Annotated in this window: 29 protein-coding genes; 22 read left to right on the top strand and 7 right to left on the bottom strand. The window is 64.5% G+C overall.

What is annotated here, in order from left to right:
- The first annotated feature begins 72 nt into the window (after positions 1–72).
- The 13 genes from R2823_03490 (at position 73) to glpX (ending at position 10,863) form a co-directional block, all read left to right on the top strand.
- Complete coding sequence (locus tag R2823_03490) at positions 73–240, top strand: hypothetical protein (protein MEZ5175251.1); 168 nt, start codon at positions 73–75, stop codon at positions 238–240.
- Positions 237–1,091: a PHP domain-containing protein gene (locus tag R2823_03485; GenBank protein MEZ5175250.1), complete on the top strand. Its 855-nt coding sequence runs from the start codon at positions 237–239 to the stop codon at positions 1,089–1,091. Before R2823_03490 ends, R2823_03485 begins: the two co-directional genes overlap by 4 nt.
- A 152-nt stretch (positions 1,092–1,243) precedes the next feature.
- Positions 1,244–2,179, top strand: coding sequence for an ATP phosphoribosyltransferase (gene hisG, locus R2823_03480; protein MEZ5175249.1), 936 nt, complete (start codon positions 1,244–1,246; stop codon positions 2,177–2,179).
- Positions 2,176–2,760, top strand: a complete 585-nt coding sequence (gene hisB, locus R2823_03475; GenBank protein ID MEZ5175248.1) for an imidazoleglycerol-phosphate dehydratase HisB — start codon at positions 2,176–2,178, stop codon at positions 2,758–2,760. The genes hisG and hisB overlap by 4 nt, the downstream gene beginning before the upstream one ends.
- Positions 2,757–3,368, top strand: coding sequence for an imidazole glycerol phosphate synthase subunit HisH (gene hisH / locus R2823_03470; GenBank protein ID MEZ5175247.1), 612 nt, complete (start codon positions 2,757–2,759; stop codon positions 3,366–3,368). Before hisB ends, hisH begins: the two co-directional genes overlap by 4 nt.
- Positions 3,365–4,120, top strand: a complete 756-nt coding sequence (gene hisF / locus R2823_03465) for an imidazole glycerol phosphate synthase subunit HisF (protein ID MEZ5175246.1) — start codon at positions 3,365–3,367, stop codon at positions 4,118–4,120. The genes hisH and hisF overlap by 4 nt, the downstream gene beginning before the upstream one ends.
- Positions 4,117–5,382 (top strand): phosphoribosyl-ATP diphosphatase, encoded by a 1,266-nt coding sequence (gene hisE, locus R2823_03460; protein ID MEZ5175245.1) that lies wholly within the window; start codon positions 4,117–4,119, stop codon positions 5,380–5,382. Before hisF ends, hisE begins: the two co-directional genes overlap by 4 nt.
- Positions 5,379–6,629: a histidinol dehydrogenase gene (gene hisD, locus R2823_03455; protein MEZ5175244.1), complete on the top strand. Its 1,251-nt coding sequence runs from the start codon at positions 5,379–5,381 to the stop codon at positions 6,627–6,629. Before hisE ends, hisD begins: the two co-directional genes overlap by 4 nt.
- A gap of 49 nt (positions 6,630–6,678) precedes the next feature.
- Positions 6,679–7,986 carry a HAMP domain-containing sensor histidine kinase gene (locus R2823_03450; protein MEZ5175243.1) on the top strand — a complete coding sequence of 436 codons (1,308 nt, stop codon included), beginning with the start codon at positions 6,679–6,681 and terminating at the stop codon, positions 7,984–7,986.
- Between the two features lie 23 nt (positions 7,987–8,009).
- Complete coding sequence (mce, locus tag R2823_03445; GenBank protein ID MEZ5175242.1) at positions 8,010–8,420, top strand: methylmalonyl-CoA epimerase; 411 nt, start codon at positions 8,010–8,012, stop codon at positions 8,418–8,420.
- A complete protein-coding gene (locus R2823_03440; GenBank protein MEZ5175241.1) occupies positions 8,413–8,661 on the top strand; it encodes a hypothetical protein in 249 nt (82 codons plus the stop codon). The genes mce and R2823_03440 overlap by 8 nt, the downstream gene beginning before the upstream one ends.
- Before the next feature lie 34 nt (positions 8,662–8,695).
- Positions 8,696–9,874 carry an acetyl-CoA C-acyltransferase gene (locus tag R2823_03435; protein ID MEZ5175240.1) on the top strand — a complete coding sequence of 393 codons (1,179 nt, stop codon included), beginning with the start codon at positions 8,696–8,698 and terminating at the stop codon, positions 9,872–9,874.
- A 2-nt stretch (positions 9,875–9,876) separates the two neighbouring features.
- Positions 9,877–10,863 carry a class II fructose-bisphosphatase gene (gene glpX / locus R2823_03430; GenBank protein ID MEZ5175239.1) on the top strand — a complete coding sequence of 329 codons (987 nt, stop codon included), beginning with the start codon at positions 9,877–9,879 and terminating at the stop codon, positions 10,861–10,863.
- 163 nt (positions 10,864–11,026) lie between these two features.
- Here glpX and R2823_03425 read toward each other — a convergent pair whose 3' ends face one another.
- The 3 genes from R2823_03425 to R2823_03415 form a co-directional block, all read right to left on the bottom strand.
- Positions 11,027–11,881: a hypothetical protein gene (locus R2823_03425; protein ID MEZ5175238.1), complete on the bottom strand. Its 855-nt coding sequence runs from the start codon at positions 11,879–11,881 to the stop codon at positions 11,027–11,029.
- The gene (locus tag R2823_03420; GenBank protein MEZ5175237.1) at positions 11,878–12,429 is read right to left on the bottom strand and encodes a SigE family RNA polymerase sigma factor; all 552 of its coding nucleotides are present in this window, start codon (positions 12,427–12,429) and stop codon (positions 11,878–11,880) included. Before R2823_03420 ends, R2823_03425 begins: the two co-directional genes overlap by 4 nt.
- 83 nt (positions 12,430–12,512) lie before the next feature.
- Positions 12,513–12,842 (bottom strand): hypothetical protein, encoded by a 330-nt coding sequence (locus R2823_03415; GenBank protein MEZ5175236.1) that lies wholly within the window; start codon positions 12,840–12,842, stop codon positions 12,513–12,515.
- Positions 12,843–12,897: 55 nt separating this feature from the next.
- On the opposite strand from R2823_03415, the gene R2823_03410 reads away from it, so the two are divergent.
- On the top strand, positions 12,898–14,091 hold the full coding sequence (locus tag R2823_03410; GenBank protein ID MEZ5175235.1) for a DUF222 domain-containing protein: 1,194 nt from the start codon (positions 12,898–12,900) through the stop codon (positions 14,089–14,091).
- Positions 14,092–14,150: 59 nt separating this feature from the next.
- Here R2823_03410 and recR read toward each other — a convergent pair whose 3' ends face one another.
- Positions 14,151–14,744 (bottom strand): recombination mediator RecR, encoded by a 594-nt coding sequence (gene recR, locus R2823_03405; protein MEZ5175234.1) that lies wholly within the window; start codon positions 14,742–14,744, stop codon positions 14,151–14,153.
- Positions 14,744–15,070, bottom strand: a complete 327-nt coding sequence (locus tag R2823_03400; protein MEZ5175233.1) for a YbaB/EbfC family nucleoid-associated protein — start codon at positions 15,068–15,070, stop codon at positions 14,744–14,746. Before R2823_03400 ends, recR begins: the two co-directional genes overlap by 1 nt.
- A gap of 104 nt (positions 15,071–15,174) precedes the next feature.
- Between R2823_03400 and dnaX the strand changes: the two genes are divergently transcribed.
- The 6 genes from dnaX to R2823_03370 all read left to right on the top strand — a co-directional run bounded on the left by dnaX (position 15,175) and on the right by R2823_03370 (position 22,894).
- The gene (gene dnaX / locus R2823_03395) at positions 15,175–16,923 is read left to right on the top strand and encodes a DNA polymerase III subunit gamma/tau (protein ID MEZ5175232.1); all 1,749 of its coding nucleotides are present in this window, start codon (positions 15,175–15,177) and stop codon (positions 16,921–16,923) included.
- 2 nt (positions 16,924–16,925) lie between these two features.
- Positions 16,926–17,474, top strand: coding sequence for a hypothetical protein (locus tag R2823_03390; protein MEZ5175231.1), 549 nt, complete (start codon positions 16,926–16,928; stop codon positions 17,472–17,474).
- Positions 17,475–17,548: 74 nt separating this feature from the next.
- Positions 17,549–18,649 (top strand): phosphate/phosphite/phosphonate ABC transporter substrate-binding protein, encoded by a 1,101-nt coding sequence (gene phnD, locus R2823_03385; GenBank protein ID MEZ5175230.1) that lies wholly within the window; start codon positions 17,549–17,551, stop codon positions 18,647–18,649.
- A gap of 70 nt (positions 18,650–18,719) precedes the next feature.
- Complete coding sequence (gene phnC / locus R2823_03380) at positions 18,720–19,472, top strand: phosphonate ABC transporter ATP-binding protein (GenBank protein MEZ5175229.1); 753 nt, start codon at positions 18,720–18,722, stop codon at positions 19,470–19,472.
- The gene (locus tag R2823_03375) at positions 19,465–21,873 is read left to right on the top strand and encodes an ABC transporter permease subunit (GenBank protein MEZ5175228.1); all 2,409 of its coding nucleotides are present in this window, start codon (positions 19,465–19,467) and stop codon (positions 21,871–21,873) included. The genes phnC and R2823_03375 overlap by 8 nt, the downstream gene beginning before the upstream one ends.
- Before the next feature lie 22 nt (positions 21,874–21,895).
- Positions 21,896–22,894, top strand: coding sequence for a deoxyguanosinetriphosphate triphosphohydrolase (locus R2823_03370; protein MEZ5175227.1), 999 nt, complete (start codon positions 21,896–21,898; stop codon positions 22,892–22,894).
- Positions 22,895–22,904: 10 nt separating this feature from the next.
- On the opposite strand, the gene R2823_03365 is transcribed toward R2823_03370, so the two are convergent.
- A complete protein-coding gene (locus R2823_03365; GenBank protein MEZ5175226.1) occupies positions 22,905–23,564 on the bottom strand; it encodes a nitroreductase family protein in 660 nt (219 codons plus the stop codon).
- Positions 23,565–23,684: 120 nt separating this feature from the next.
- Positions 23,685–24,095: a hypothetical protein gene (locus tag R2823_03360; GenBank protein MEZ5175225.1), complete on the bottom strand. Its 411-nt coding sequence runs from the start codon at positions 24,093–24,095 to the stop codon at positions 23,685–23,687.
- Positions 24,096–24,187: 92 nt separating this feature from the next.
- On the opposite strand from R2823_03360, the gene R2823_03355 reads away from it, so the two are divergent.
- Together R2823_03355 and R2823_03350 are read left to right on the top strand one after the other, a co-directional pair.
- Complete coding sequence (locus R2823_03355; protein ID MEZ5175224.1) at positions 24,188–24,400, top strand: dodecin family protein; 213 nt, start codon at positions 24,188–24,190, stop codon at positions 24,398–24,400.
- 49 nt (positions 24,401–24,449) lie between these two features.
- Entirely contained in the window at positions 24,450–25,538 is a 1,089-nt protein-coding gene (locus tag R2823_03350; GenBank protein MEZ5175223.1) for a peptidoglycan DD-metalloendopeptidase family protein, read from the top strand.

The raw sequence follows: 25,538 nt of genomic DNA, 5'->3' as shown, positions 1-25,538 counted from the left end.
GAGTGTAGGTGCCCGGTTCGATGTCCCATGCTCCCACGGAATCGATCACCGTCAGTCGGTACAATCACATGCATGGCCACCGACAAACGCGAACGGCAGCGGGCGAACCGTGAACTGAAGAAGGAAGAGCAGGCCAAAGCCGGCCGCAAGCAGCATCGCATCGATGTGCTCAAGCGCTATGCGGGGTACACCGTCATCTTTGCGATCGCGCTCATTGCGCTCAAGGTCTTCTTCGGTTGAGTGGACTGATCGATCTCCACCTCCATTCCACCAGATCCGACGGGACCGACTCGCCGGAACAGCTCGTGGAGCTCGCGGCATCGTGCGGTGCGTCCGCCATTGCCTTGGTCGACCACGATGTCCTCGATGGTCTCGGCGAGGCTCGCTCTGCGGCCAACCGACTCGGGATCGATTTCATACCCGGAACCGAACTCTCCGTTGAACACAATGGCACCAAGATGCACATGCTCGTCTACTTCGTCGATGACGAACCGGGGCCGCTCCAATCCAAGCTCGCCTGGCTCAGGGCCGGCAGGCACGAACGCAACGACGAGATCATCGCACGGCTCAACGGCCTCGGGTACACGATCGGGATCGACGATGTGCGCCGATGGGCGAAAGGGAAGTCGATCGGCCGGCCCCACATCGCAGATGCCCTCATCGAGACCGGAGCGTTCCACAGTCGCGATGAGGTCTTCGAGCGGGTCCTCGGCGACGGCGGACTTGCGTATGTCGAGCGGATACGCCTAACCGCCACGGACGCCATCGAGCTTGCGCGCCGCAGTGGCGGCGTCCCCGTCGTTGCTCACCCCTTGACGATTCCCCTCGGCGCCGCCGAGTACGAACGCCTTTTCCGCGAACTCGCCGATGCTGGCCTCGGGGGAATCGAAGCTCACCACGCGTCCCATACCCGGGACCTACGCGAACACCTCACCGAACTCGCACACTCCCTCGGCCTCGCCGCGACCGGGGGCTCTGACTACCACGGTGACCGTGCCCGCGACTTCCGGATCGGTGTCGGCCTCGGAGACCTCAAGGTGCCGCACACGGCAATCGACGAACTCGGGGCCCAGCGCGGCGAACGGAATTGACACAGCAGGGCAAAGGCGTGCTAGCGTTGTAGGTCCATGCAGATCCAGACCGTCCACGCGCATCATCACCACCACCCATCGGTGGTCGGTTGATGGTGGACGCCTGAGGAGAGCAGAACCCACACGCCGACCCGCAGCGGTCGGCGTTCCTGTTGCCCATCGGGCCCCCGGATCACACGGCCGAACGGATCGGCGGGAAAGGACTCCCGTTGATCGTCAAACCGAAAACCCCAGACACCGTTCGTTTCGCCTTGCCGAAGGGCCGTACGGAGGACAGCGTGCGGGCGTTGCTCGCCGACGCCGGGATCAGCCTCCGGTCGGGCCCTCGCGGGTATCGCCCGATCCCTTCCGTGCCGTGGCTTGAGGCCAAACTGCTGAAGCCACAGAACATCGTCGAGATGCTCGCAGCCGGAACCCGCGATGTCGGATTCGCGGGCGCAGATTGGGTCGCGGAAAAGCAGGCAGACCTCGTTGAGCTCATCGACACCGGCCTCGACCCCGTCCAGGTCGTTGCCGCTGCACCGCGCGACCTCCTCGACGACGGGGTCCTGCCCGACCGCAGGCTTGTCGTCGCGTCTGAACTCACACGGCTCACCACCGAGTGGGTCACACGACGCGGCATCGATGCCGACATCATCCGCTCATACGGTGCAACCGAGGTCTTTCCCCCTGAGGATGCCGATGTCATCGTCGACATCAGTGCAACCGGCGAGACCCTGTCCGAGCACCGGCTCGTCGTGATCGATCTCGTCATGGATTCGTCGACGAGGCTCTACGCGAGTCGTGAGGCCATGGCCGACCCCGCAAAGAAGCAAACCATCGAGGGGCTGGTGCTCAGCATCCGGTCGGTCCTGGAGGCAAGGACCCGGGCGATGGTCGAACTCAACATTGCCGTCGAGATGTCAGAGGCGCTGTTCCGGATTCTCCCCGCGATGCGCGAACCGACCGTTGCCCCACTCCACGGCGGTGACGCCCTCGCTGTCAAGGCAGCCGTGCCGCGCAGCGACCTCCCTGACCTCATTCCGAGTCTGAAGGAAGCAGGAGCAACCGACATCGTCGTGTCGAGACTGGAGCAGATCGTTCCATGAACAGGCAAGTACCCATCCTCCGTGAAACGGCAGAGGTCAGGATTCAAGGCATGCTCGATCTCGATGGATCGGGCGTCGCAACGATCGCGACCGGGCTCGGATTCCTCGATCACATGCTCACGGCATTCACGCGCCACAGCGGCATCGACCTCGAGCTCGCCGCTGACGGGGACACCCACATCGACGACCATCACACCACCGAGGACTGTGCGATTGCGCTCGGAAGGGCACTCGACACGGCGTTGGGGGACCGGTCCGGCATCGAACGGTTCGGGTCGGCCCATGTCCCCCTCGACGAGTCCCTCGCAAGAGCCGCCGTCGACCTCTCGGGTCGCGGCTGGCCCGAGATCCACCTCGCATTGCAGCGCGACATGATCGGCGATGTCGCCGCAGAGAACCTTGTCCATTTCCTGCGCACGCTGTCGATCGAGGGTCGCATGGCGCTTCACATCGATGTGCTCCGCGGGGACAACGACCACCACAAGGCCGAGTCGGCGTTCAAGGCGACGGCGCTCGCGATCAGGGCGGCCATCGTGCGGGACGGGGATCGGGTGCGCAGCACGAAAGAAGTGCTCGGATGACGCCGGAGATCGCCATCGTTCCTACGGGAACCGCCAACCTTGCATCCGTCCTTGCGGCCTTCGGGCGTCTCGGTGTCACCGCCGAGGTTTCGACGGATCCCGAAGTGGTGCTCGAAACGGACGGTGTGGTCCTTCCCGGAGTCGGGGCATTCGGTGCGGCGATCGGCGAGTTGGATCGTCTCGGCCTTCGACACGCCCTCGTGAGCCGCATCGAGCATGATCGACCCACCGCGGCCATCTGTGTCGGTCTCCAACTGCTCGCGCAGTCGAGCGCTGAGAGCCCGATGGCCCGTGGGCTCGGCGTGATCCCGGGCCATGTCGATGCCCTCCCATCGTCGGTCGTTGTACCACAGCTCGGGTGGAACCAAATCGAGGTGCCGAACGAAGCACGGTTCCTCAACCCCGGATGGGCCTACTTCGCGAACTCCTACGCCCTCGAGGAGGCACCCGATGGCTGGACGATCGCGACCGCCGATCATGGAGGGAGCTTCATCGCCGCAATGGAACACGGCAATGTTCTCGCGTGCCAGTTCCATCCGGAGCTCTCAGGATCGTTCGGGCTCACGGTGCTCGACGCTTGGCTCACCGTCGCACGGGAGGCCGCTTGATGCTTGCACCACGAGTGATCCCGTGCCTCGATGTCAACGACGGGCGCGTCGTGAAGGGCATCCGATTCGCCAACCTGCGAGATGCCGGAGACCCCGCCGAGGCGGCTGCCGAATACGAGCGTCAGGGCGCTGACGAGATCGTCATCCTCGACATCTCGGCGACACCGCAGGGGCGGGCCAATGCGGTCGCCACGGTGCGCGCCGTTCGGAGTGTCCTGACGATCCCGCTGACGGTCGGCGGTGGTATCAGGACCGCCGACGACGCCGGTCGACTGCTGGCGAACGGAGCCGACCGGGTGGCGGTGAATACCGCGGCGGTCGAACGCCCGCAGCTCATCGCGGAGATTGCGGAGCGGTTCGGGGCGCAGTGCGCGGTCGTCTCGATCGATGCGAGCCGCCGAGATGGTGGTTGGGAAGTCCTCACCCACAGCGGCACGAACCGCACCGGCCTCGATGCGGGAACATGGGCACAGACATGTGCGCAGCTCGGTGCAGGCGAGCTGCTGGTCACGAGTTGGGACCGCGACGGGACCCGCGACGGATACGACACCGACCTCCTTGCCGCGATCGCCGCGAAGGTCACGATCCCGATCATCGCCTCTGGGGGTGCTGGGGCGGCATCGGATCTCGTCGAGGCCATGGACGCCGGTGCGTCTGCGGTCTTGGTTGCCTCACTGCTCCACGATCGGGAACTGACCGTTGCGGACCTCAAGGCGGAGATGGCCGACCGAGGCTGGGAAGTCCGACGATGATCGTGCCGTCGATCGATCTCGTGTCCGGCAACGCCGTGCAGCTGGTCGGCGGCGAGACCCTCGCCATCGACGCCGGTGACCCGCGACCGCTGATGGAGCGTTTCTCGCTTGTGGGTGAGGTCGCCGTCATCGACATCGACGCCGCAAGAGGCGACGGTGACAACGCCGATCTCATCGCCGAGTTGTGCGCGATGGGGCCTGTCCGGGTTGGTGGAGGGATCAGGGATCGGGAGACAGCTCTCCGATGGCTCGCCGTGGGAGCCGACAAGGTCATCATCGGTACCGCTGCGACACGGGAGCTGCTCGAGACCCTGCCCGCCGACCGCGTGATCGTGGCGCTCGACGCCCGCGACGGCGAAGTCGTCACCCATGGGTGGCGGACCCGGACCGGAACCGCTCTGTTCGATGCCATCGCCGAGGTGCGTGGCCTGTGTTGCGGGATTCTCGTGACCTTCGTCGAGCGGGAGGGTCGTCTCGCCGGCACGGACCTCACACTCGCCCAACGGGTCGTTGCAGCCGCTGGCGAGGGATGCCGCGTGACGATCGCAGGAGGTGTCACCGACTCTTCCGAGGTTGCGGCGCTCGATCACATCGGTGCTGATGCCCAGGTGGGAATGGCTCTGTACAACGGTCAGCTCCCCCTTCACAAGGCCATCGGTGCGATCCTGACATCTGACCGGGAGGACGGACTGTGGCCGACGGTCGTCGTCGACGAGGCAGGGGTTGCGCTCGGGCTCGCCTGGTCCGACCCCGAGAGTCTCGAGGAGGCCATCGACACCCGCACCGGCGTCTACCACAGCCGGAAGCGTGGAACCTGGCGAAAAGGAGCCTCATCGGGAGCTACCCAGACACTCGTTCGGGTCGATCTTGACTGCGACCGTGACGCGATCCGGTTCACCGTCCGGCAGTCCGATCCTGGGTTCTGTCACACCGCCGAGAGGACATGCTGGGGTGAAGACGCCGGCATCGGGAGGCTCGCACGACGGCTCGAGCGAATCCGGGAGCAGCGCCCAGCGGGATCAAACACCGTACAGCTCTTCGACGATGCCGATCTGCTCGCGAGCAAACTCGTGGAGGAAGCACACGAGCTTGCTGCGGCGACGGGACCCGAGGCGGTCGTCCACGAGGCCGCAGACCTCATCTATTTCACGGTCGCCAAAGCCACCGCAGAAGGCGTGCCGCTGACGCGGATCGCCGCGGAACTGGACCGCAGGGAACGGCTTGTCGGGCGCAGACCCATGACCGCGAAGGAGGACAGGTGATCCCCCGAATCGACCGGTCGGAGGTGGGAGCTGTCGCGAGGCGCCACCGACGCGAGGACGCCGACACGATGCGGCGTGTCGCAGCCATCGTCGAGCAAGTCAGGGCCGGAGGCGCCGAAGCCCTTCGCCGTCTCGGTGTCCGGTTCGGCGATATCGACGAGACCGAACCGCTCGTCGTGACCCGCGACGAGATGGGACGCGCCCTCGACCGGCTACCCGACCGACACCGTGCCGTCCTCGAAGCGGTCGCCGACCGGATTCGGCGGTTCGCGGCGGCCCAGCGGGCTGCCCTGACCGACCTGACCGTCCCCGTCCATGGCGGCACGGCCGGGCATCGGTGGATACCCGTGGAGCGGGCGGGCGCCTATGCACCGGCTGGGCGGTACCCGCTTCCGTCGTCGGTGCTGATGACCGTCATTCCCGCCCGGGTGGCCGCAGTGGATCAGGTGTGGGTTGCGTCCCCGAGACCGAGCGACCTTGTTCTCGCTGCGACAAGCATCGCCGACGCCGATGCGCTGATTCCCGTCGGTGGGGCGCAGGCAATCGCAGCGCTTGCGTTCGGCACCGTTGGGCCCGCATGCGACCTCGTCGTTGGTCCCGGCAACCGATGGGTGACGGCCGCCAAGCGGTACCTCTACGGCGAGATCGGTATCGACGGGCTCGCCGGTCCGAGCGAGATCCTGGTCATCGCGGACGACGAGGCAGACCCGGACCTCGTCGCTTCCGATCTCCTCGCCCAGGCCGAGCACGATCCTGACGCCGTCCCGATGCTCGTCACGCTGAGCTCCGAGATGGCCGATGAGGTCGTCGACCGGGTCGAGCACCAGGTCGTGGATCTGACAACCGCAGACATCGCGGGAAAGGCTGTCGGGAACGGATTCTGCGTCGTCGTCGACACGATCGACGAGGCCGCTTCGGTCTCGGACGAGATCGCACCGGAGCACCTTGCACTCCACATTCGCGATGCCGAGCAACGACTCGAAGACTTCGGATCCTACGGATCGGTCTTCGTCGGAGCGACCTCCGCGGAGGTGTTCGCCGACTATGGCGCCGGGCCCAACCATGTTCTCCCCACCGGCGGTGGAGCCAGATTCCAGTCCGGTTTGTCCGTTCTGACCTTCCTGCGGTCCCCGACCTGGCTCGTCCTCGACGAGCCCGACCGGCTGGTTGACGACACGGCACTGCTGGCCTCCCTTGAGGGCCTTGTTGCCCACGAGACAGCGGCGCGACGGCGCTCCGGCATGTAGTCCTTCACCGATTCGTGAACCGGGCCGATAACGGTGCCAAGGAGAACCGATGTTCCGACTCTCGGCGCGTGCGCCCATCTCGTACGATGAGATGCGCGGCCCGTACAACATGCTGCGCATTGCTGGCGCGTTCGCATTCATCTGTGCCGGTGTGGTCGGAGCGGTTGCTCTCAAGAGCCCCGCCCCCCTCCTCCTCGCCGCGACCGGCACGGTAACCGCCGCCGATGCGCTGATCCGCCTCCGGACCAGGGCGTCGGTGTTCGGCGGCTTCGTCGTCGACACCACCGCATTCTTCGTGCTGCTCGCCGGGCGAGGCGCACCGCCCGCGACCTGCGCGATCGTCGTTCTGTACCTCATCGTCGCAGCCTCGCTGATCCTCCCGATGGGCTACGCGGCACTCGTTGTGGGCTATGCGACCGTGCTGTGGGTCGTCGCTGCAACCCTTGAGGATCTCGGCGTCGGTGGCCCCGTCGGGCTCCTTGAGCGTGCGGGGTTCACCGTGGCGTTCGATCGGACGGTGATCGTGGTTTTCACCCTGTCGGTCGCGATCGCCATGCTCGGCGCGATGAGCGCTCTCCTGCGGGCCCAGGACCAGCAGGCAGAAGCACTCGCCCAGGAACGCAGGGCGGCCCAACTCAAGAACGAGTTCGTGTCGATGGTCAGCCACGAACTCCGCACACCCCTCACGGGGATTGCCGGGTTCACCGACACCCTCGGCGAGAACTGGGAGACACTCCCATCGCGGGAGGTCGACGAGTTCCTCGCAATCATGCGCAAGGAGACCGACCATCTCGCCAACCTCGTTGAGGACATCCTTGTCATCCCGAGGCTGGAAGCGGGGCAGCTCCGTCTCGATCCGGTCGCTGTGGACCTCGCGACCGAGACGCACTCCGTTGCCGAGTTGCTGTTCGGAAGTCAGAGGGACTATGCCGTTTCGATCCCTGCCGGCGTCACGGTCCTCGCCGATCGCACAAGGCTGCACCAGATCCTGCGGAACCTCCTCGAGAACGCCCGCAAGTACGGAGGCGATCAGATCCTCATCGAAGGGGAGCTCGCCGGACCGGGGGTCTACCGCATCGCGGTGTCGGACAACGGCGGGGGCGTCGCTCCCGAGGACCGAGACCGGATCTTCGAGCACTTCGAACAACTCTCGAAGGGAGACGGTCGGATGGAGCAGGGGGTCGGCCTTGGCCTTCCGATCGCTCGCACACTGACGCGAGCCATGGGAGGCGACCTGTGGTATGAGGATCGGTTCCCGGTCGGTGCACGGTTCTGCTTCTCGGTTCCGTTGGCAGACGCGGCGGCCCCTCGCACGACCGATACGGAGGTCGACGACCTCGCCCCGACCTCGAGCTGAGACCATCGCGGTACGATGCGTTGGTGCTCCCGTACAACATCCACCATGTCGCTCTTGCGGTCGACGATCTCGATCGTGCCATCAAGGGGTTCCGTGGCCAGTACGGCTTCGAGGTCCTGTCCCGTGAGAGCATCGAAGACCAAGGCGTTACCGAGGCGATGATCGCCGTGGGCGGGTCGCACCTCCAGCTGCTCGAACCACACGACGAAGCGTCACCCGTCGGGCGGTTCCTGAGTCGGAACGGGGAAGGGATGCACCACATCGCGTTCGCGGTCGCCGACATCGACGCCGCGATCGAACATCTGAAGCAGCAGGGCGTCCGGCTGGTTGACGAGAAGCCACGCATCGGTGGGGGCGGCCACCGGATTGCGTTCGTGCACCCGAAGGCGCTCGCAGGTACGCTCATCGAGCTTGTCGAGGTACGAGATGGCTGAAGTCACGAGGATCACCGGCGGTGCCGACCCCGCCATCGCCGCTGCCATCGCGGCGGTCGTCAACGCGATCGAACGGCAGGAGCAGGAGGCCGCCGCTGTGCGTCCGAGGCCGATCCGTCAGAGCCAATGGGTGCAAGCCGGCCGCCCACTCGAACGGCGTGCTCCGATGACCTCGGCCGAGTACGACCGCCTTCCGGGCCACAGCGACATGGATGAGCTCGATTCGGCCGGCTTCGTCTGATTCCGGTGGCGTGGGAGCGAACTACGCTTGGAGCATGAATCCGGTCATCTGTTCCATTGCCCGCACACCGATCGGACGCTTCAACGGAGCGTTCTCGCAGCTTTCGGCGGTGGATCTCGGCGGTGCCGCGATCGCTGCGGCGATCCAGCGTTCCGGGCTCGACGCCAGCCAGCTCGATGAGGTCATCTTCGGTCATGTGATCCAGGCAGGTCAGGGGCAGATCACCTCCCGACAGGCTGCGGTGCGTGGCGGTGTACCCATGACGGTGCCTGCGACCACCATCAACAAGGTCTGCCTCTCCGGGATGACGGCGATCCAGGAAGCGGCAAACCACATCAGGCTCGGTGAATCCACCTTCGTCGTCGCTGGCGGGATGGAGTCGATGACGAACGCGCCGTATGTGCTTCCGGGAGCGAGGGCGGGTCTCAAGATGGGAGACGCGACCCTTGTCGATACGATGACCCACGACGGCCTCTTCTGCGCGTTCGACTCGTGCATGATGGGCGAATCGTCAGACGCCAAGAACACGGAGCTCGGCATCGACCGCTCCACCCAGGACGCGTGGTCTGCTGCTTCTCACGCTCGGGCGGCCGCCGCAGCCGATAGCGGGGTCTTCGATGATGAGATCGTGCCGGTCACGGTCCCGCAACGGCGAGGTGACGCGCTCGTCGTCGACACAGATGAGGGCATCCGGAGGGAGACCACGCTCGAATCGCTCGGCGCCCTCCGTCCCGCCTTCGACCCTGACGGAACGATCACGGCGGGAAACGCGTCCCAGATCTCGGACGGTGCGGCCGCAGTTGTGGTCGCCGATCGGAGCGCGGCGGAGGCAGCTGGGCTTCCGATCCTTGCCGAGATGGTCGCCTACGGACAGGTCGCAGGGCCGGACGCGACGCTCCACGAACGCCCCGCGGAGGCGATCAGGGTGGCCATGAAACGGGTGGGTGTCGGTATCGACGACATCGATCTGTTCGAGATCAACGAAGCGTTCGCATCGGTTGCGTTGCACTCGGCAGACATGCTCGGGTTGGACCACGATCGGGTCAACATCCACGGTGGTGCCGTCGCGCTCGGGCATCCGCTCGGTGCGACCGGGGCCCGCCTGGTCGTCACGCTTGTCAACGCCCTCCGATCGACGGACGGCAGGATGGGTGCCGCGGCGTTGTGCGGCGGTGGCGGCCAGGGTGACGCGATGATCATCAGGATGGTGTGACCATGCAAGTTGCAAGCTACCTCCCGGATCGAAACCTTGCTCTCGAACTCGTTCGGGTGACGGAAGCCGCCGCGATCTCGGCCGCCCGTGTCCAGGGGCGTGGGAACAAGGAGATCGTCGATCAGGCAGCCGTCGACGCCATGCGCCAGGTTCTGTCGCGGACCAGTCTCGATGGGATCGTGGTGATCGGTGAGGGGGAAAAGGACGAGGCGCCGATGTTGTACAACGGCGAACGCGTCGGCAACGGGAGCCTCCCCCAGGTCGATGTCGCCGTCGATCCGGTCGACGGGACGCGGCTGACGGCCGAGGGCCGCGGGGGTGCGCTTGCGGTGATCGCCCTCGCCGAGCGGGGTTCGATGTATGCACCCGGCAGCCTCGTGTACATGGACAAGCTCGCCGTCGGAGAGGCCGCGGTCGGCAAGGTCGACATCAACGCTCCGGTCGAGCACAACCTCGCCGCCGTTGCCAAGGCGCTCAACAAACAGATTTCGGATGTGACCGTGGTGGTATTGGACCGTCCGCGCAACCAGCCATACATCGACGCGATCAGGGCTGCCGGTGGGCGAATCTCCCTGATCGGGGACGGCGATATCCAAGGGTCGATCTCTGCCGCGCTGCACGGCACGGGGATCGATATCCTGATGGGGATCGGCGGCTCGCCGGAGGCGGTGACCTCAGCGTGCGCCATGGCCGCGATGCGAGGGGAAATCCAATGCAAGCTGTGGCCGCGTGACGATTCGGAACGCCAATACGCCGCCGAGCACGACCTGGATCTCGACAAGGTCCTCACCACGAGGGACCTCGTCAATTCCGACGACACCTTCTTCGCGGCGACAGGGGTGACGACCGGCTCGATGCTGAACGGCGTTCGGTTCGGCGGTGTACACACGACCACGCATTCGGTCATCATGCGGTCCCGCTCCGGCACCATCCGCTTCATCGAAGCCGACCACCGCGTCGAGTGGATCGAAGGCGACATCAAGCCATAGCGCGTGCGCGCGTACACGCGTACCCAGGGTTCCCGTTCGACTAAAAGGTACATTCTGGCCCACGGAACACCGCATTCTGTGGGCTGCTCGTTCTGTGGGCTGTAGTTGACCTTTCTGTTGAACGGGAACCCTGGGTACGCAGATACACCGTGGTCGATCGTGGTCAGCTGCCGTCCTCCACCATCGTCGTGGTCGTGGGGTACTGCTCGCCGGTACCGGCGACGGCATCCTCATAGCCGTAGAAGATCTCGTTCCACTCCCAGTCCGACACTTCGGTGATGGCGCCGACGATCCGGGTCGCCTCCTCGAACGAGTCGACGAATGCGGTGACTACGGCAACGCTCGTCGCAGAGGATCGCCACACAAAGGTGAAGCCGGCTGTCCCGGTGTTCAAGTCGGTGGTCGCGTAAGCCAGAGCCTCGGCTCTCGTTCCCGTCATCACGATGCCGAGATCCTCATTGTCGCTGTATGAGGCAACGGCCTGGTCGAAGAACTCTCCCGGTTCGGATCCGGGCTGGTCGCTGATCACCTCGATCACGACTCGTGGCCCTTCCTCGCCCTGCCCGTTCTCGCCTTCGTTCCAGGCTGCCGCGGATACGCCCTCGCTGTAGACGAGGCTCCACGATCCGTCCCCACTCCCGTCACCGGCAACCATCACCACCGTCCAATCCGTCAAGCCGAGCGCCAGCTGAGGTGCGTTCGGGATGCTCGTCAACGGTTCGGTCGGTGGCACCGTCGTGGTGGTTGCCCCGGTCACATCCGATGCCTCCGTGCCGAGCGTGGTCGGCGGGGCAACGCCTCCCGCACCGGGAGCCAGCCCGGCGTCCACCTCGGTTCCGATGATCAGGGCGGTCGCGGCGAAGGCCCCAAACACCATTGCGGTCGCTGTCGCACCCGCCAGCAGGCGCTGTCGACGCCTTTGAGCGCGCACGGTAGCCACTGGCCGGGGTTCGGTCGTCTCGACGGCGGCTCGGGCTTCTCGGCTCGCCTCGGTCAGTCGGTCTTCGATGGTCCTCATTGCGTGTCCCTTTCTGTGAGTGCTTGGTTGAGCGCGCGTCTGGCGCGTTGGAGATGGGTCTTGACCGTGTTCTCGGAACAGTCGAGCATGTGCGCGATCTCAGCGATCGAGCTGCCGTCGTAGTAGCGCAACGCGATCGCCTGGGCTTGACGCTTCGGAAGGCTCCGCACGGCTGCCCAAGTCGCGGTCGCATCCGGTGACAACTCAGGGATCGCGCGCTGGGACGAGCCGACTCGAAGCATGGCCCGCGCCTCGGCCTTCCGTCGCCGCCACGCCGACACCGCGTGGTTGGCCACGACGGTTCTCACCCACGCTCCGGGATTGTCGTAGCGACCGACTTCGTCCCATCGGCGATACGCCTTGGCAAAAGCGTCCTGGGCGAGATCCTCGGCTCCAGACCTGCTTCCCGAGATGACGAAGGCAAGCCCTACGACCGGTCGGAACTCCCGTGCGTAGAAGACCTCGAAGTCCTCGAATACGGCGCCAACAGGCATGGCGAAGTCGTCAACGGGCACAAGATCGCTTCTGGTGTCGTCATCGATCGTCAAAGAGCCCTCCGCAAACGCATTCTCATGTACTGAGACGCACATCTCCACCAAAACGGGTGACAAGGAATCCCCGCAAGCTGGCATCAGCGGAGGAGGGGGCGTCGACAACACACCCCAAGGCTTCGTCGGAGGGCCGGGGCAACCACGAACCAGTCGTACCGTTTTACGAGGTGGGTGAGTTCGACCTGATCGGAAACATCGATCGCCGAGCCTCGGTGGTCTTTCAGTTTCAGGAGCAGGGCCCGACAGTAGATGTACCACTTCTCGAGGTCGAGGTCGGTCCAGGTGGCGACCTGGCTCCGAAACGAATACAACCGGGTGAATGTCCGCAGGTCGTCGCGGTATTCGTCTTGTTCTTCCTCGTCGAGGTCCTCGAACCGGTCTACCGCAGGGTTCAGCGCCGCTTCGGTCAACTGGTGCCTCCAGAGCCCTCTTGACAATCGAACATATGTTCGATACCATACATGCATGAAGACTCAGACCCGACCATCGGGTGAGCTCTTCGGAACCGGCAGCTTCCCCGCTCGGGACACGACGCGTGATCTCGAAGCGCTCAACGAGGAACTCGCCGTCGTATCGGACATCGATCTTGAAAACTCGATCGTTGCCCTGAAACAGCACATAGACGCCAGCCACGCCGAATGGCTGTTGCGAATTGCCGAGTACGACCGCCGTGGTATCGCCGATGTCCGGCACGGACTCACCACCACAGGGTGGCTCCGGAGGGCGGCACGGGTGACCGGACGCCTCGCATCACAGTGGGTTCGTCGCGCACGAGGACTGGTCCGCATGCCCACTGTTGCCGCCAACGCGGTGGCAGGCACCGTTTCGGAGAACGCTATCGGTCAGCTTGATCAGGCAAGACGCCGCCATCGCGACGACTTCGCAGCCCATGAGCCGGTGTTTGCTGACATCGCAACGTATCTTGATTCCACCGAGTTGCGGCAAGCAATCGGGCACTGGGAACAACAGATCGACTACCCATCGGCGGTGGCGAAAACCCGTGACCAGCGTCGTCGGCGACGCCTGTCGATCAACCAGCTCTTTGACGGCATGTGGGCCATCAACGGCGAACTCGACCCTGAATCCGGTGCCCTCGTCAACAAGGCGATCGAAACTGTGTCTCGCACCGGGTATCTCGACCGCGACGACATGCGGGCACCGTGGCAGATTCGAGCAGACGCAATCACCGACATCTGTGAACAGTCGCTGCGCAAAGGCACCACGACCTCAAAAGGCGTCAAACCCCATCTAACGGTCACCGTTGATGCCGAAACGCTCCTGGGTTTTGAATCCGGGTTCGCAACCATCGAGGACGCAGCGATCCCACCCGAAACCCTCGAACGGATCGCATGTGACGCCACCATCGTGCGGATCCTCACCACCAGAAGCGGGACCCCGATCGATGTGGGTCGTGCCACCCGTGTTATCTCACCGGCCCTGCGCCGAGCCCTCGACGCCAAGGACCGAGGATGCCAGTGGTCGGGATGTGACGCCCCGCCGGACTGGTGCGACGCCCATCATGTCATCTCGTGGTACATCGGCGGCCCTACCGAACTCGACAATCTCATCCTGTTGTGCCGCACCCACCACACCAGAACCCACGAAATGGCAGACCGCCGTACCCCCGAAACCCGCAAGCACCCCACCCGAGCACCCTGATCAAAGGAGCGCACCCCGCCCTCGGAACCCGCGCGCTAAGCCATCGTGCAGCGCTGGCCTCAGAGTTGCTGGCGGCCGGCGATGGCCCGGCCGAGGGTGACCTCGTCGGCGTAGTCGAGGTCGCCGCCGACGGGGAGACCGCTGGCGAGACGCGTCACGGTCACGCCGAGTGGCTTGAGGCGCCGAGCGATCGTCATGGCCGTGGTGTCGCCTTCGAGGGTCGGATTCGTCGCGGCGATGACCTCGGTGATCCCTTCGATCTCGACCCGGTCGATGAGTTCCTTGATGCGGAGGTTCTCCTCGTGGACGCCGCCGATGGGGTTGATCGCGCCGCCGAGGACATGGTACCGGCCCCGGAAAGACTGCGTCCGTTCCAGCACCGGGATGTCCTGCGCCCGCTCGACGACACACACCAGCGTCGTGTCACGCCGCAGATCGCTGCAAATCGAGCACTCGACCTCGGCGGTGATGTTGTAGCAACGCTGGCAGAGCCGCACCGAGGTTCGCATGTCGGTGATGGCATCGGCGAGGCGCTGCGCGTCTGCCTCTTCGACATTCAGGAGATGGAACGCGATCCGCTGGGCGCTCTTGTGCCCGACACCGGGGAGCCTCGCGAGTTCATCGATCAGCCGCTGGACGGGAGGCTCGAACATCACCCGAGCATGCCGCCGAGGTCGAGGCCCGTGGTGGCACCACCGAGCGCGGTCTGCGCATCTGCGTGCATCGCACCGAACGCCTGATTCAGTGCCGCGACGACGAGGTCGCCAACCATTTCGGGATCCTCAGGGTCGAGGGCCGCGGGATCGATATCGACCGAAAGGACATCACCCGTTCCCTTGACGATCACCGTGACGACGCCGCCGCCAGCGGTTCCCTTGTAGGTCTTCGCGGCGAGCGCCTCTTGGGCAGCCGCCATCTGCGCCTGCATTTGCTGGGCCTGCTGCATGAGCTGCTGCATGTCTTTGGGCATCCGGGGCATGACCTCAGGGTAGTGACCCGACAGCCCCGACCAACGCACCCGACCCCGCGAAAGCGGACCCTGTCGGGTTCTGTCTGACACACCAGCGGTCTACTGTTGCAGAGATGCAGTATCAGGCCCTCTACCGCAAGTACCGGCCACAACGGTTCGACGAAGTCATCGGCCAGGACCATGTGACGGCAACCCTTGCACGGGAGGTCATCGATGACAAGGTCGCCCACGCGTATCTCCTGACGGGACCGCGAGGGACCGGCAAGACAACGACCGCACGGCTCCTCGCCAAGTCGCTGAACTGCGCAAACCGCTCCGACGACGGTGAACCCGACAACGAGTGTCCTTCGTGCATTGCGATCATCGACAGTTCGTCCCTCGATGTGATCGAACTCGACGCAGCATCGCACAACAAGGTCGAAGATGTGCGAGAAATCCGCGTCAATGCGAGCACCGTCACCGCCGTGGAAGGATCGAGGCGGGTCTACATCCTCGACGAGGCCCACATGCTCACCCGCGCAGCGGGCAACGCACTGCTCAAGATCCTCGAGGAACCACCAGAGCATGTGATCTTCGTACTCGCGACGACCGAGCCCTACAAGCTGCTCGACACGATCCGTTCGAGGGCACAGCGCTTCGACTTCCATCCGGTCCCGAGCGAGACGCTCATCACCTACCTCGAGACCATCGCCGCACAGGAAGGGTTCACGGCCGACCGCGGAGCCCTCGAAGCCGTCACCGCGCACTCTGGCGGCTCGGTTCGCGACGCCATGAGCCTCCTCGAACAGGTCGCTGCTCTCGGCGCGGGAACGGTCACCGCGACCGGGGTCTCAACCGCACTCGGGCTCGCCGACCGCGAGGTCTTCTCCGAACTCGTCACCGTGATCTCCGAAGGCGACAGTGCCGGGGCGCTCGCCCTCACCGGGAGACTCGCATCGCGAGGGACCGATCTCCGGCGCTTCGTCGCGGATGCGATCGCCCACTTCCGCGGCATCTTCCTCGCCCAGTACGCAGCGAACATCGAAGAGATCGTCGATGCATCGTCCGAAGCCATCGATGTGTGGAAGCAACAGGCGACCGTCCTGTCCAGTCACGAAGTCCTTCGAACGATCGACGAGCTGTCCGCAGCTCTTCTCCAACTCCGCGAAGGGCGAGAAGAGCGGCTCGTCGTGGAGCTGTCGATGATCCGGCTCACGAGACCCGAAACCGTTGAGTCGATCGAAGGGATCCACGCCCGGATCGGAAGGCTCGAACGACACCTATCCGAACTGGGGACGTCCGACCGCGCCCCCGCCACCCTCACGGTCCCACCGGCCGTGGACACGGAATCGTTGGCCGACGATCGACCCTTCGAGGAGCCAACAACGACACAACCGGCGCAGGTGACCACCACACAGCCAGCGGCGGCACCAGACGAACCGGCCACGAGCCCCGAGCCGGTCGTCGATCCCGGAGCGAACACCATCGACCTCGAAGCCTTCCTCGAGGCGTGGCCGGCGATCATGGCAGACATCCGCGATGCCGTCGGACCCAGACGCCAAGCACTTCTGCGCGAAGCGGCGCCGCGACATCAGGAAGGTTCGACCATCGTTTTCGAGGTTGCCGCACACATGCACTTCCACCTCGAGCAGCTCAAAGCCGACCGCGACATCGCGGCGGCCATCACGACCGCGACACGCCAGCATCTCGGTGCCGACATCACCGTCGCGTTCCGATCGGCCGACGCAGAGCCGGTGCTGACCGAGTCACTCCCTCTCGAGGTCCCCGACAAGGACGACCTCATCTCCGCCGACGAGGACGGTGCAGTTGACCCGGTCGCCGTGGTCGCCACCATCCTCGACGGCCAGATCATCGACGAGTAGCGATGCGCCTCGGCATCGACCTCGACGGCGTGGTGGCCGACTTCAACTCGGGGTGGATGACACGGTTCAACACGGAAAGGGGAACCGACCTCACCCCCGACCTCGTCGACCACTGGAACGCCATGGTCGACCTCGCAGGCTTCGTCGACGAGCAGGACTTCTGGGAGTGGGCAAGAAACGGTGACGGTCCCGGGCTGTTCGCGACACTTCCCGTGTATCCAGAAGCGCTTCCCGCGCTCCGGCGGCTCGCCAAGAACCACCAGATCGTCATCGTGACAACGAAACCCTCGTGGGCCGTCCCCGAGACCTTCGGGTGGATCGCTGACAAGCGGCTTCCCACGCGGGAGGTCCACATCGCCCGCCGCAAATGGACGGTCGACTGTGACATCTACCTCGACGACGGACCACACAATCTCGAAATGCTTGTCGAACGGCGACCCGACCGAACGGTGTGTCGGTTCGTCCGGCCATGGAATCATCCGGTGCCAGGAGCGATCGATGTCGACGGCTGGGATGCCTTCGAGGCACTCGTCCACGAAACGGCCCGCTGACCGAACATCGCAACCAAGTCATCGCTAACATGTCGCCGGTGAGAGCGGGCTCTCACCGGAGGGAGATCAAGACAATGAAGAAACGATATGGATTGATGCTGCTCGTCGCGTTCGCGCTCGTGATCGCGGCGTGTTCAAGCGACAGTGACGACACGACGACCACGGGTGCACCCGAGGCCACCACAACCACGGCGGCACCGACCACAACAACGACAACGGAAGCGCCAGGACCGGCGGTCGGTTCACCCGACAACCCGATCAAGGTGCTGTTCGTTCCTTCGGTGAGCGCCGAAGAGATCATCGCCGGTGGCGAGATCCTCAAGGAAACGCTCGAGGAAGCGACGGGCTTGACCTATGAGGTCAGCGTCCCGACCTCGTACGCGGCGACGATCAACGAGATGTGCGCATCGCCCGAGAACACGATCGGGTTCATCCCGGCGACGGCATATGTCCTCGGAAACGACCTGTGCGGCATCGAGGTGGCCCTCAAGTCGCTGCGTTTCGACTACACCGAGTACTGGGCAGAGTTCATCGTCCAACGCGACAGCGACATCGAGACGCTCGCCGACCTCGCCGGTCTGAAGTGGGCGTACCCGGATGCGGGTTCGACCTCCGGATTCCTGGTTCCCAGCGGCATGCTCGGCCAGAACGGCATCGAAGCAGGTGAGACCTTCGAAGCCGGGGGCCACTCGGCGGTCGTGCGGGCCGTCTACAACGGTGAGGCCGATTTCGGAACCGTGTTCTTCAGCCCGTCCATCGACGGAGACGACGAAGTCATCTGGGACGGCACGACCGCTGGCGCTGATGTACCCGCGGAGAATGTCGCTGCGTGTGCCCTCGATGGGGACGGTCAGATCGACTGTGACGGGGTGTTCCCGAGAGACGCTCGCCGGAACATCAGGGAAGAAGCTCCCGATGTGATCCAGAAGGTTCGCATCCTCGAGCTGAGCCAGCCGATCCCGAACGACACGGTCAGCTTCGGTCCCGATGTCCCCCAGGATGTCCGGACACAGTTCCTGACGGCACTCGCCGCGTTCGCGGCCAACGATCCGGATGGCTTCGAGACGGCATTCGACGCCTATTCCTGGGACGGTGTCTTCGAGACGAACGACTCGGAGTTCGACTACATTCGTGCGCTTGTCCAAGAGCTCGACCTGACCGTCGACGACCTCTAACCGAGGATCACGATCGATGAGAACGGGCGGGGGATTGTTCCCCCGCCCGTTTTCGTAGACGGGACCATGCATGCTCAAGGTTGAGAATCTCACGAAGGTCTACGAGGGCGGGACCAAGGCCCTCGACGAGGTCTCGTTCGAGGTTGACCGTGGCGAGTTTCTCGCCGTCATCGGGCTGAGCGGATCGGGCAAATCAACGCTGCTGCGTTGCATCAATCGACTCATCGAACCGACATCCGGCACCATCACCTGGGATGGCATCGACATCACGCAGGCATCCCAGGAGGAACTCAGGCGGGTGCGGAGACGCATCGGCATGGTGTTCCAACACTTCAACCTCGTCAGCCGGTCCAAGGTCCTGACGAATGTGCTCTCGGGGCGCCTCGGGTATCTGAACCCGGCACTCAGCGTCGTCAATAGGTTCCCGAAAGCGGATATCGACAAGGCCCACGCCCAGCTCGCACGGGTCGGTCTCGAAGCGAAGTGGAATGCACGCGCCGACGAGCTGAGCGGCGGCCAGCAGCAGCGAGTCGGCGTGGCACGCGCCATGATGCAGGATCCCGAAATCATGCTTGCGGACGAACCCGTCGCGAGCCTCGACCCGGTGCTTGCGCGCAGCATCATGCAGTACCTCCAGCTGATCAACGACGAAGACGGCGTCATGGTGATCTGTTCGCTCCACTTCCTCGATCTCGTGCACGAATACGCCGACCGTGTCATCGCGCTCAACGAAGGCAAGCTTGTCTTCGAAGGGACGCCGTCGCAGATCGACGACGACAAGTTCAAGGAGATCTACGGCAAGGAGGCCGAGCGCATTGGCTGACTCGCAAGCCACCGGCCCGATTGCCTCGAACGGCAAACGCAAGGGGTGGCGCCGGGCCCTCATGGTCACGATCGTCATCCTGACGGTGTTCGTCGTCTACGCATTCGCCTTTGCCAAGACCGATGTCTCCCTCGATGAGATCCAGTCCGAGACGCGCCAGGAACAGCTCTTCAAGATCCTTCGCGCACTCGCCCATCCCGACCTGATCCACTACGACAAGCGCGATGTCGTGATCGACACGGATGTCTTCGTACCGTGTGATGGGCAGGACCCCGAACCAGCGCCTCCGTCAGCCGAAGGCGGGACGGTGGCCGTCACCCCGAACTGTGCCAACCCCGGTGACGAGATGACCGTTCGCGGAACCGGCTTCCAACCGGGACAGCGGGCGATTATCGATTTCGTGCCGATCTCGGACTTCGACATCGTCCTCCCGATGGGCCGTGTCGACATCCTCGATGACGGCACCTTCGAGCTGGCGTTCCTTGCACCCGAACGCGAGTCCCCCGACCCCCAGATCGTCAGGGTCACGACCCAGACCAACATCGGATCGTGGACCTCGCGCGAAAAGGTCTGGACCGACACGAACGCCAATGGGATCCGCGATGACAGCGTCCTTCCCGACAGCGACAGCGACCTGTCGACCTACGAGATCGTGCTTGCCGGATTCGATGTCAGGGTCCCCGGCGGTGTCACGATCATCGACGAAAACAACAATGTGCTCGACTTCATCAGCTGGGGCGGAGCATTCGAGGCAACGACCGGATCCGGGAAGGGGCTCACCAGCACCGACATCGGCCACGACCCGATCCTTCCCGATGGCAACGACTCGATCCAGCTCACGGGAACCGGTTCGATCTCGCAGGACTTCGCGTGGCAAGGACCGAGCCCCCAGAGCTTCGGACTCGTCAACGCCGACCAGACTCCCACCGATGCGACCGATGATCTGTTCTTCAACGAGGTTGCCTTTGCCGAAACGAACCGTCTCGAAATCGCAGGGGCCCCCGGTGCGTCCCTTGACCATGTCTCGCTCGTGTTCTTCGACGGAACCGACGGCACCCAGTACCGGATCGTGTCGGTCGCCGACCAGACGGACCTGTCGCCACGCCTCTCTGACAACGCAATCAACACCTGGGACCGCATCGTCGAGACGGTGATGCTTGCGCTCCTCGCGACCACGGCTGGGACCATGCTCGCCGTTCCGTTGAGCTTCCTTGCGTCCCGGAACCTGATGCGAGATGTCACCGTTCCGGTGGTCAACCTCGCCATGTCCCTCATCGCCCTTCCGATCGGCGTCGTCATCGGCGTGCTCGGCTCGAGCTGGGCGAGATCGCTCGACGGGCTCGCCGACGCCAACGCGCTGACCCTCCTTCTCGCACTTGCCCTCATCGCGGCGGTGGTGTTCTTCCTCCTGCGCTGGGCCTTCCCACCCGAGGATCCCGGAAGACCCTCTCGTTCCATCAGGACGCTTCGGGCGGCAGCGCTCGTCACCGTCGGGTTTTTCGCCCTCATCGGCGCGTATGTCGTGGCGGACCTGTTGGTCGTGATCGGTGACTGGATGATCGACCTGATCCCTGGCGCTACCTTCCTTGGGAGTTTCGTGGTCACGCTCGGTGAGATGGGCGACATCCTCATCCCGGTGGGTTCCGCTCTGATCGGCGCCCTCGCATTGGCGCTTGCGGCGAGCAAGCTCGGCTACGCACTCAACGCGAAGCTGTCGCGGCGGGCCGTGAACGGCCTCACCCTCGTGCTGTCCGCGGTGGCAGGTGCACTGGTCGCCATGGCGATCGGGGCGATCGTCGATTGGTTCTACCTGCTCGAGAATCCCCTCGCGACGGTCTATATCCCTGCCCTCATCGGTGCCGTCATCGGGATGTGGTTGTCCGTCAAGGCAATCCGAAAGGCCGAGTCCCAGAACATCGGGCTCACGGTCTACTACCTGTCACGAACCGTGTTCAACGGCCTTCGGTCGATCGAGCCGCTGGTGATGGTGATCATCTTCGTCGTCTGGGTCGGGATCGGCCCGTTCGCTGGTGCTCTCGCCCTCGCACTGCACACCACCGCGGCCCTCGCCAAGCTGTATTCCGAACAGGTCGAGTCGATCAACAGCGGGCCGATCGAGGCCGTGAGGGCGACCGGCGCCACACGGCTCCAGACCATCGTCTACGGGGTGATCCCCCAGATCGTGCCGCCGTACATCTCGTTCACGATGTACCGGTGGGACATCAATGTCCGGATGTCGACCATCATCGGATTCGCCGGAGGTGGCGGAATCGGATTCCTCCTCCAGCAGAACATCAACCTGTTGCAGTACCGGGCTGCCGCTGCCCAGATGCTTGCGATCGCGATCGTCGTCGCAACGATGGACTATGTGAGTTCCCGGCTGCGTGAACGCTTCATCTAGTGCCGCCGACCCTGGCACCCCGATGAGCCAGTTCCGCCTCCGCACACGACCGATCGCCGAGGCCGAGGAAAACCAGCTCCTTGCCCCGGGGGCGACGAGATCATCGACCGCCTCGCCACGGGCACAGGTCGAGGAGCCCGACCCGTGGCGAACCGCCTTCGAACGGGACCAGGACCGCATCATCCATTCCAAGGCCTTCCGCCGCCTGAAGCACAAGACCCAGGTGTTCATGAACCCGGAGGGCGACCACTATGTCACCCGCATGACCCACACGCTCCAGGTGACGCAGGTCGGAAGGGCCATTGCGAGAGCGCTGTCGCTCAATGTGGCGCTCGCGGAGGCGGTGTGTCTCGGGCACGATGTCGGTCACTCACCGTTCGGCCACACGGGGGAGGATGCCCTGTCGGAGTTCGTCGACGGTGAGTGGCGGCATTCGGAGCAATCCGTCCGGATCTTCCAGGTCCTCGAACCGCTCAACCTCACTCCCGAGGTGCTCTCGGGGATCCGAACGCACCCGTGGAAGGTGTCGGAGCGGGCGACCACACACGAAGGTGATGTGGTCAAGTACGCCGATCGGATCGCCTATCTCGCGCATGATGCCCTCGACGCGATCAGGGCGGGGGTGCTCGAAACGAGGGACTTTCCATCATCGGCCCTGGCAGCGTTCGGGGAGCCGGGAAGGGACTGGGTCGGAACGATGGTCGAAGCGGTCATCGACGAGTCCTACCGGCAATCGAGGATCACGATGGAGCCTGACAAGCTCAACGCGATGCACGAGCTGCGGGCGTTCATGTTCGAGCGGGTGTATCTCCGGCGGGAGGTCCAGAACCAGCAGCGACGCGCGAAAGAGATCGTCCGTGATCTCGTCACCTACTACCTCGAGCATCTCGACGAACTCCCCGCGTCGTATCAGCATCCCGAAGCCGACGATCTCACCCAAGTCATCGACTTCGTCGCCGGGATGACCGACCGGTACGCAATCCGGACCCACGATGAGCTTTTCCGCCCGCGTCTGTTCTGAGACGCCGGTACTACTCGCTGTTGTCCGGGTTCCACAGCGGCTCATCGACCGTCCACGCCGGAGGATTCCCCCACGATTCGGCGTAGGTGACGCGATGGGCCGGAGGACGCTTCGCGACACCCCAACGACCGAGGGGATAGCCACAGGCCACGGCAGCGGCGTTCACCCAGCCCTTCTCGGTCGGCACGCCGAGCAGATCCGCCACCTCGGCATGCTTGAACAGGCCGAGTACGGTTGTCAGACAGGTGCCGATCCCGTGACCCCGTGCGGCGAGCATGAGGCTCCACACCGCCGGGTAGATCGATGCACCGGTCGGGTCGTTGCGGTGATACGGCAACACCACGAGGGGCACTGTGTCGAAGTTGTCGGCGAGCCACTGTGCCGATTTCAGCACGCGGGTTGTCGTCTTGTCCCCGGACGCTGCCGCCTGCTCCGCCTTTCCCGCATAGAGCGTCTCGGTGAGCTGGGCCCACGCCGCGGCGTACAGGACGCCAAGTTCGCGCATCGTTGCTCGGTCGGTGACGGTGAGCCACCGCCAGTTCTGCGCGTTCCCGCCCGACGGTGAACGGATCGCCGCGTCGAGCATCGAGCGGACGACTTCGTCTGGTACCGGATCAGAGGACACCCGGCGCATCGCCCGGGTCGTGTACAGCGCTTCGGTGAGGTCCATAGGTGAGAGGCTACGACTTTTTCAGATGGCAGAAGCCAGAAGCCAGAAGCCAGAAGCCAGAAGCCAGAAGCCAGAAGTCAGATGTCTGTTATCTGTTATCTGTTATCTGTTGACTGTTGATCAGCTGGTCAGGGATGCGGCGAGGGCGATCATGACGATGTTCACCACCATCCACACGACCGACACGGCCAGATAGCGGCGAATCCAGGTGGTCCAGTGTTGGGAGATCCGTGCGATCACGACCCCGGCGAGCCACCACAGCGGGGCGCTCGTCACCATGCCGAACACGATCACGGTGAATCGCGTCACATCGATGAACGGGAAGGCGAGCACCCAGGCGGTGGGCGCGACGATGAGGAACAGGATCGAGGCGGCGACCGAGCCGGCGAAGTCGGTCATGTCGCCACCCTCCCTGAACCCGACCGACAGCGCCATGACACCGATCACCGTCGGGAACACAAGGGCGAAGGCACCACCAAGAACCGGTGAAACGGTGGTCCGCCTCGGGGCAAAGGAAACATCTCGCTTCACACCCCGAGCTTACCGCCCGTGGCCGGGGGGCCGATAGTGGTCCGCTGTCCTCGGCGGCGGCGGCGGAAGCCACCGGCGGTAAGCTCATCACCATGGATATCGAGACGAATGCTGTCAAGACGATCGAGATCACCGGTGTCTCAACGACCGGTTTCGAGGATGCCATCGACAAGGCCGTTGCCAAAGCCGCGGAGAGCGTCAGCGGCATCACGACCGTCGAGATCACCCGCCAGACGGCCGATGTTCGAGACGGACGGGTCGCCGCGTACCGGGCAACCGTGAAGCTGTCCTTCATCGTTCGGTAGTCGCCGACTGGCCCCTATCCGGGTCGGTCCACTACGCTTCGTGCCTCGTATGCAGCATCTGCAGAAGTCCCGAATACTGCTCATCGTGGTCGCGCTGGCCGTTGTGGTGGTGACGCCGGTAACAGCCAATGCCCAATCGAAGTCCGATGTCACGAAGGCCAAGACGGCGGCGGACAAGGCGCTCGCCGCCCTCGAGGAAGCCGATGCCGAGCTCGAGGCAGGCCTCGAGGAGTACGAGCGGATCCGCGGCAAGCTCGCGAACCTCACCTGGCGCATGGAGCGGCTCGAGGAGGCGATCAGCACCTACGGACTCGATGTCTCGAACCTCGAGACTCGGGCACGCGATCTCGTGGTCGACGCCTACACCAACGGCGGACGCTCGGTTATGACGACCGCGTTCACGGCCGAGAACATCCAGGACCTCATCACCACCCAGGCGCTGTACGACAAGGCGACGACGAGGGATCTCGCCGAGCTCGACCAGCTCGGAGCGGTCCGAAGGCAGATGGACCGCCTCACGGTCGAGCTCCTCGACAAACAGGCCGAGGTCGAGGCCCTCAAGGCCGAGCAACAGACCGTGGTTGAAGCACTCGCCGCGAGCAGGGAAAAGGCCGACAAGGCCCACGAAGAGGCGCGCACCAAGTACAAGAGCGTCTACGCGAAGTACAAGGCGCGGATCGCGAGGGAAGCAGCGGCAGCCGCTGCACGCCGATCGGGCCCATCTGCGGGGATTCCCGGCCAGACCAAGGGAGTCGTGTGCCCCGTGAAGGGCTCATCCTACTTCATCGACTCGTGGGGCTACCCCCGATCGGGTGGGCGCACCCACAAGGGCACCGACCTGATGGCGGCGTACGGGACCGAACTGGTGGCGATGACGAGCGGGTCGGTGCGTCTCAACAGCCACTACCTCGGCGGCAGACAGGTGTACCTGTACGGTGACGACGGCGTGACCTACTACTACGCGCATCTGTCGCAATGGCCGAGCGGTCTCAACAGCGGTGAGCGGGTGAACAAGGGCCAGACGGTCGGCTTCGTCGGCGACTCCGGAAACGCGAAAGGGACCCCGCATCTGCATCTCGGGATGATCGCCGGTGGCATCTATGTGAACCCGTACCCGACGGTGCGACCGGTCTGCTGA

Source organism: Acidimicrobiia bacterium (assembly GCA_041393965.1).
GTDB lineage: Bacteria > Actinomycetota > Acidimicrobiia > Spongiisociales > UBA5794 > UBA5794.
The sequence above is the reverse complement of the archived record's forward strand: the minus strand, read 5'-3'. Positions and strand labels throughout refer to the sequence as shown.

Excerpts from the sequence above, each read along its gene's own strand:
- phnD (MEZ5175230.1), top strand. The coding sequence starts at position 17,549 with ATGAAGAAACGATATGGATTGATGCTGCTCGTCGCGTTCGCGCTCGTG.
- R2823_03440 (MEZ5175241.1), top strand. The coding sequence starts at position 8,413 with ATGGCTGAAGTCACGAGGATCACCGGCGGTGCCGACCCCGCCATCGCC.
- R2823_03390 (MEZ5175231.1), top strand. The coding sequence starts at position 16,926 with ATGCGCCTCGGCATCGACCTCGACGGCGTGGTGGCCGACTTCAACTCG.
- glpX (MEZ5175239.1), top strand. The coding sequence starts at position 9,877 with ATGCAAGTTGCAAGCTACCTCCCGGATCGAAACCTTGCTCTCGAACTC.
- recR (MEZ5175234.1), bottom strand. The coding sequence starts at position 14,744 with ATGTTCGAGCCTCCCGTCCAGCGGCTGATCGATGAACTCGCGAGGCTC.
- phnC (MEZ5175229.1), top strand. The coding sequence starts at position 18,720 with ATGCTCAAGGTTGAGAATCTCACGAAGGTCTACGAGGGCGGGACCAAG.
- R2823_03350 (MEZ5175223.1), top strand. The coding sequence starts at position 24,450 with ATGCAGCATCTGCAGAAGTCCCGAATACTGCTCATCGTGGTCGCGCTG.
- hisE (MEZ5175245.1), top strand. The coding sequence starts at position 4,117 with ATGATCGTGCCGTCGATCGATCTCGTGTCCGGCAACGCCGTGCAGCTG.
- R2823_03450 (MEZ5175243.1), top strand. The coding sequence starts at position 6,679 with ATGTTCCGACTCTCGGCGCGTGCGCCCATCTCGTACGATGAGATGCGC.
- R2823_03355 (MEZ5175224.1), top strand. The coding sequence starts at position 24,188 with ATGGATATCGAGACGAATGCTGTCAAGACGATCGAGATCACCGGTGTC.
- R2823_03435 (MEZ5175240.1), top strand. The coding sequence starts at position 8,696 with ATGAATCCGGTCATCTGTTCCATTGCCCGCACACCGATCGGACGCTTC.
- R2823_03410 (MEZ5175235.1), top strand. The coding sequence starts at position 12,898 with ATGAAGACTCAGACCCGACCATCGGGTGAGCTCTTCGGAACCGGCAGC.
- R2823_03365 (MEZ5175226.1), bottom strand. The coding sequence starts at position 23,564 with ATGGACCTCACCGAAGCGCTGTACACGACCCGGGCGATGCGCCGGGTG.
- R2823_03490 (MEZ5175251.1), top strand. The coding sequence starts at position 73 with ATGGCCACCGACAAACGCGAACGGCAGCGGGCGAACCGTGAACTGAAG.
- R2823_03400 (MEZ5175233.1), bottom strand. The coding sequence starts at position 15,070 with ATGCCCCGGATGCCCAAAGACATGCAGCAGCTCATGCAGCAGGCCCAG.
- hisB (MEZ5175248.1), top strand. The coding sequence starts at position 2,176 with ATGAACAGGCAAGTACCCATCCTCCGTGAAACGGCAGAGGTCAGGATT.
- R2823_03370 (MEZ5175227.1), top strand. The coding sequence starts at position 21,896 with ATGAGCCAGTTCCGCCTCCGCACACGACCGATCGCCGAGGCCGAGGAA.
- dnaX (MEZ5175232.1), top strand. The coding sequence starts at position 15,175 with ATGCAGTATCAGGCCCTCTACCGCAAGTACCGGCCACAACGGTTCGAC.
- R2823_03425 (MEZ5175238.1), bottom strand. The coding sequence starts at position 11,881 with ATGAGGACCATCGAAGACCGACTGACCGAGGCGAGCCGAGAAGCCCGA.
- hisH (MEZ5175247.1), top strand. The coding sequence starts at position 2,757 with ATGACGCCGGAGATCGCCATCGTTCCTACGGGAACCGCCAACCTTGCA.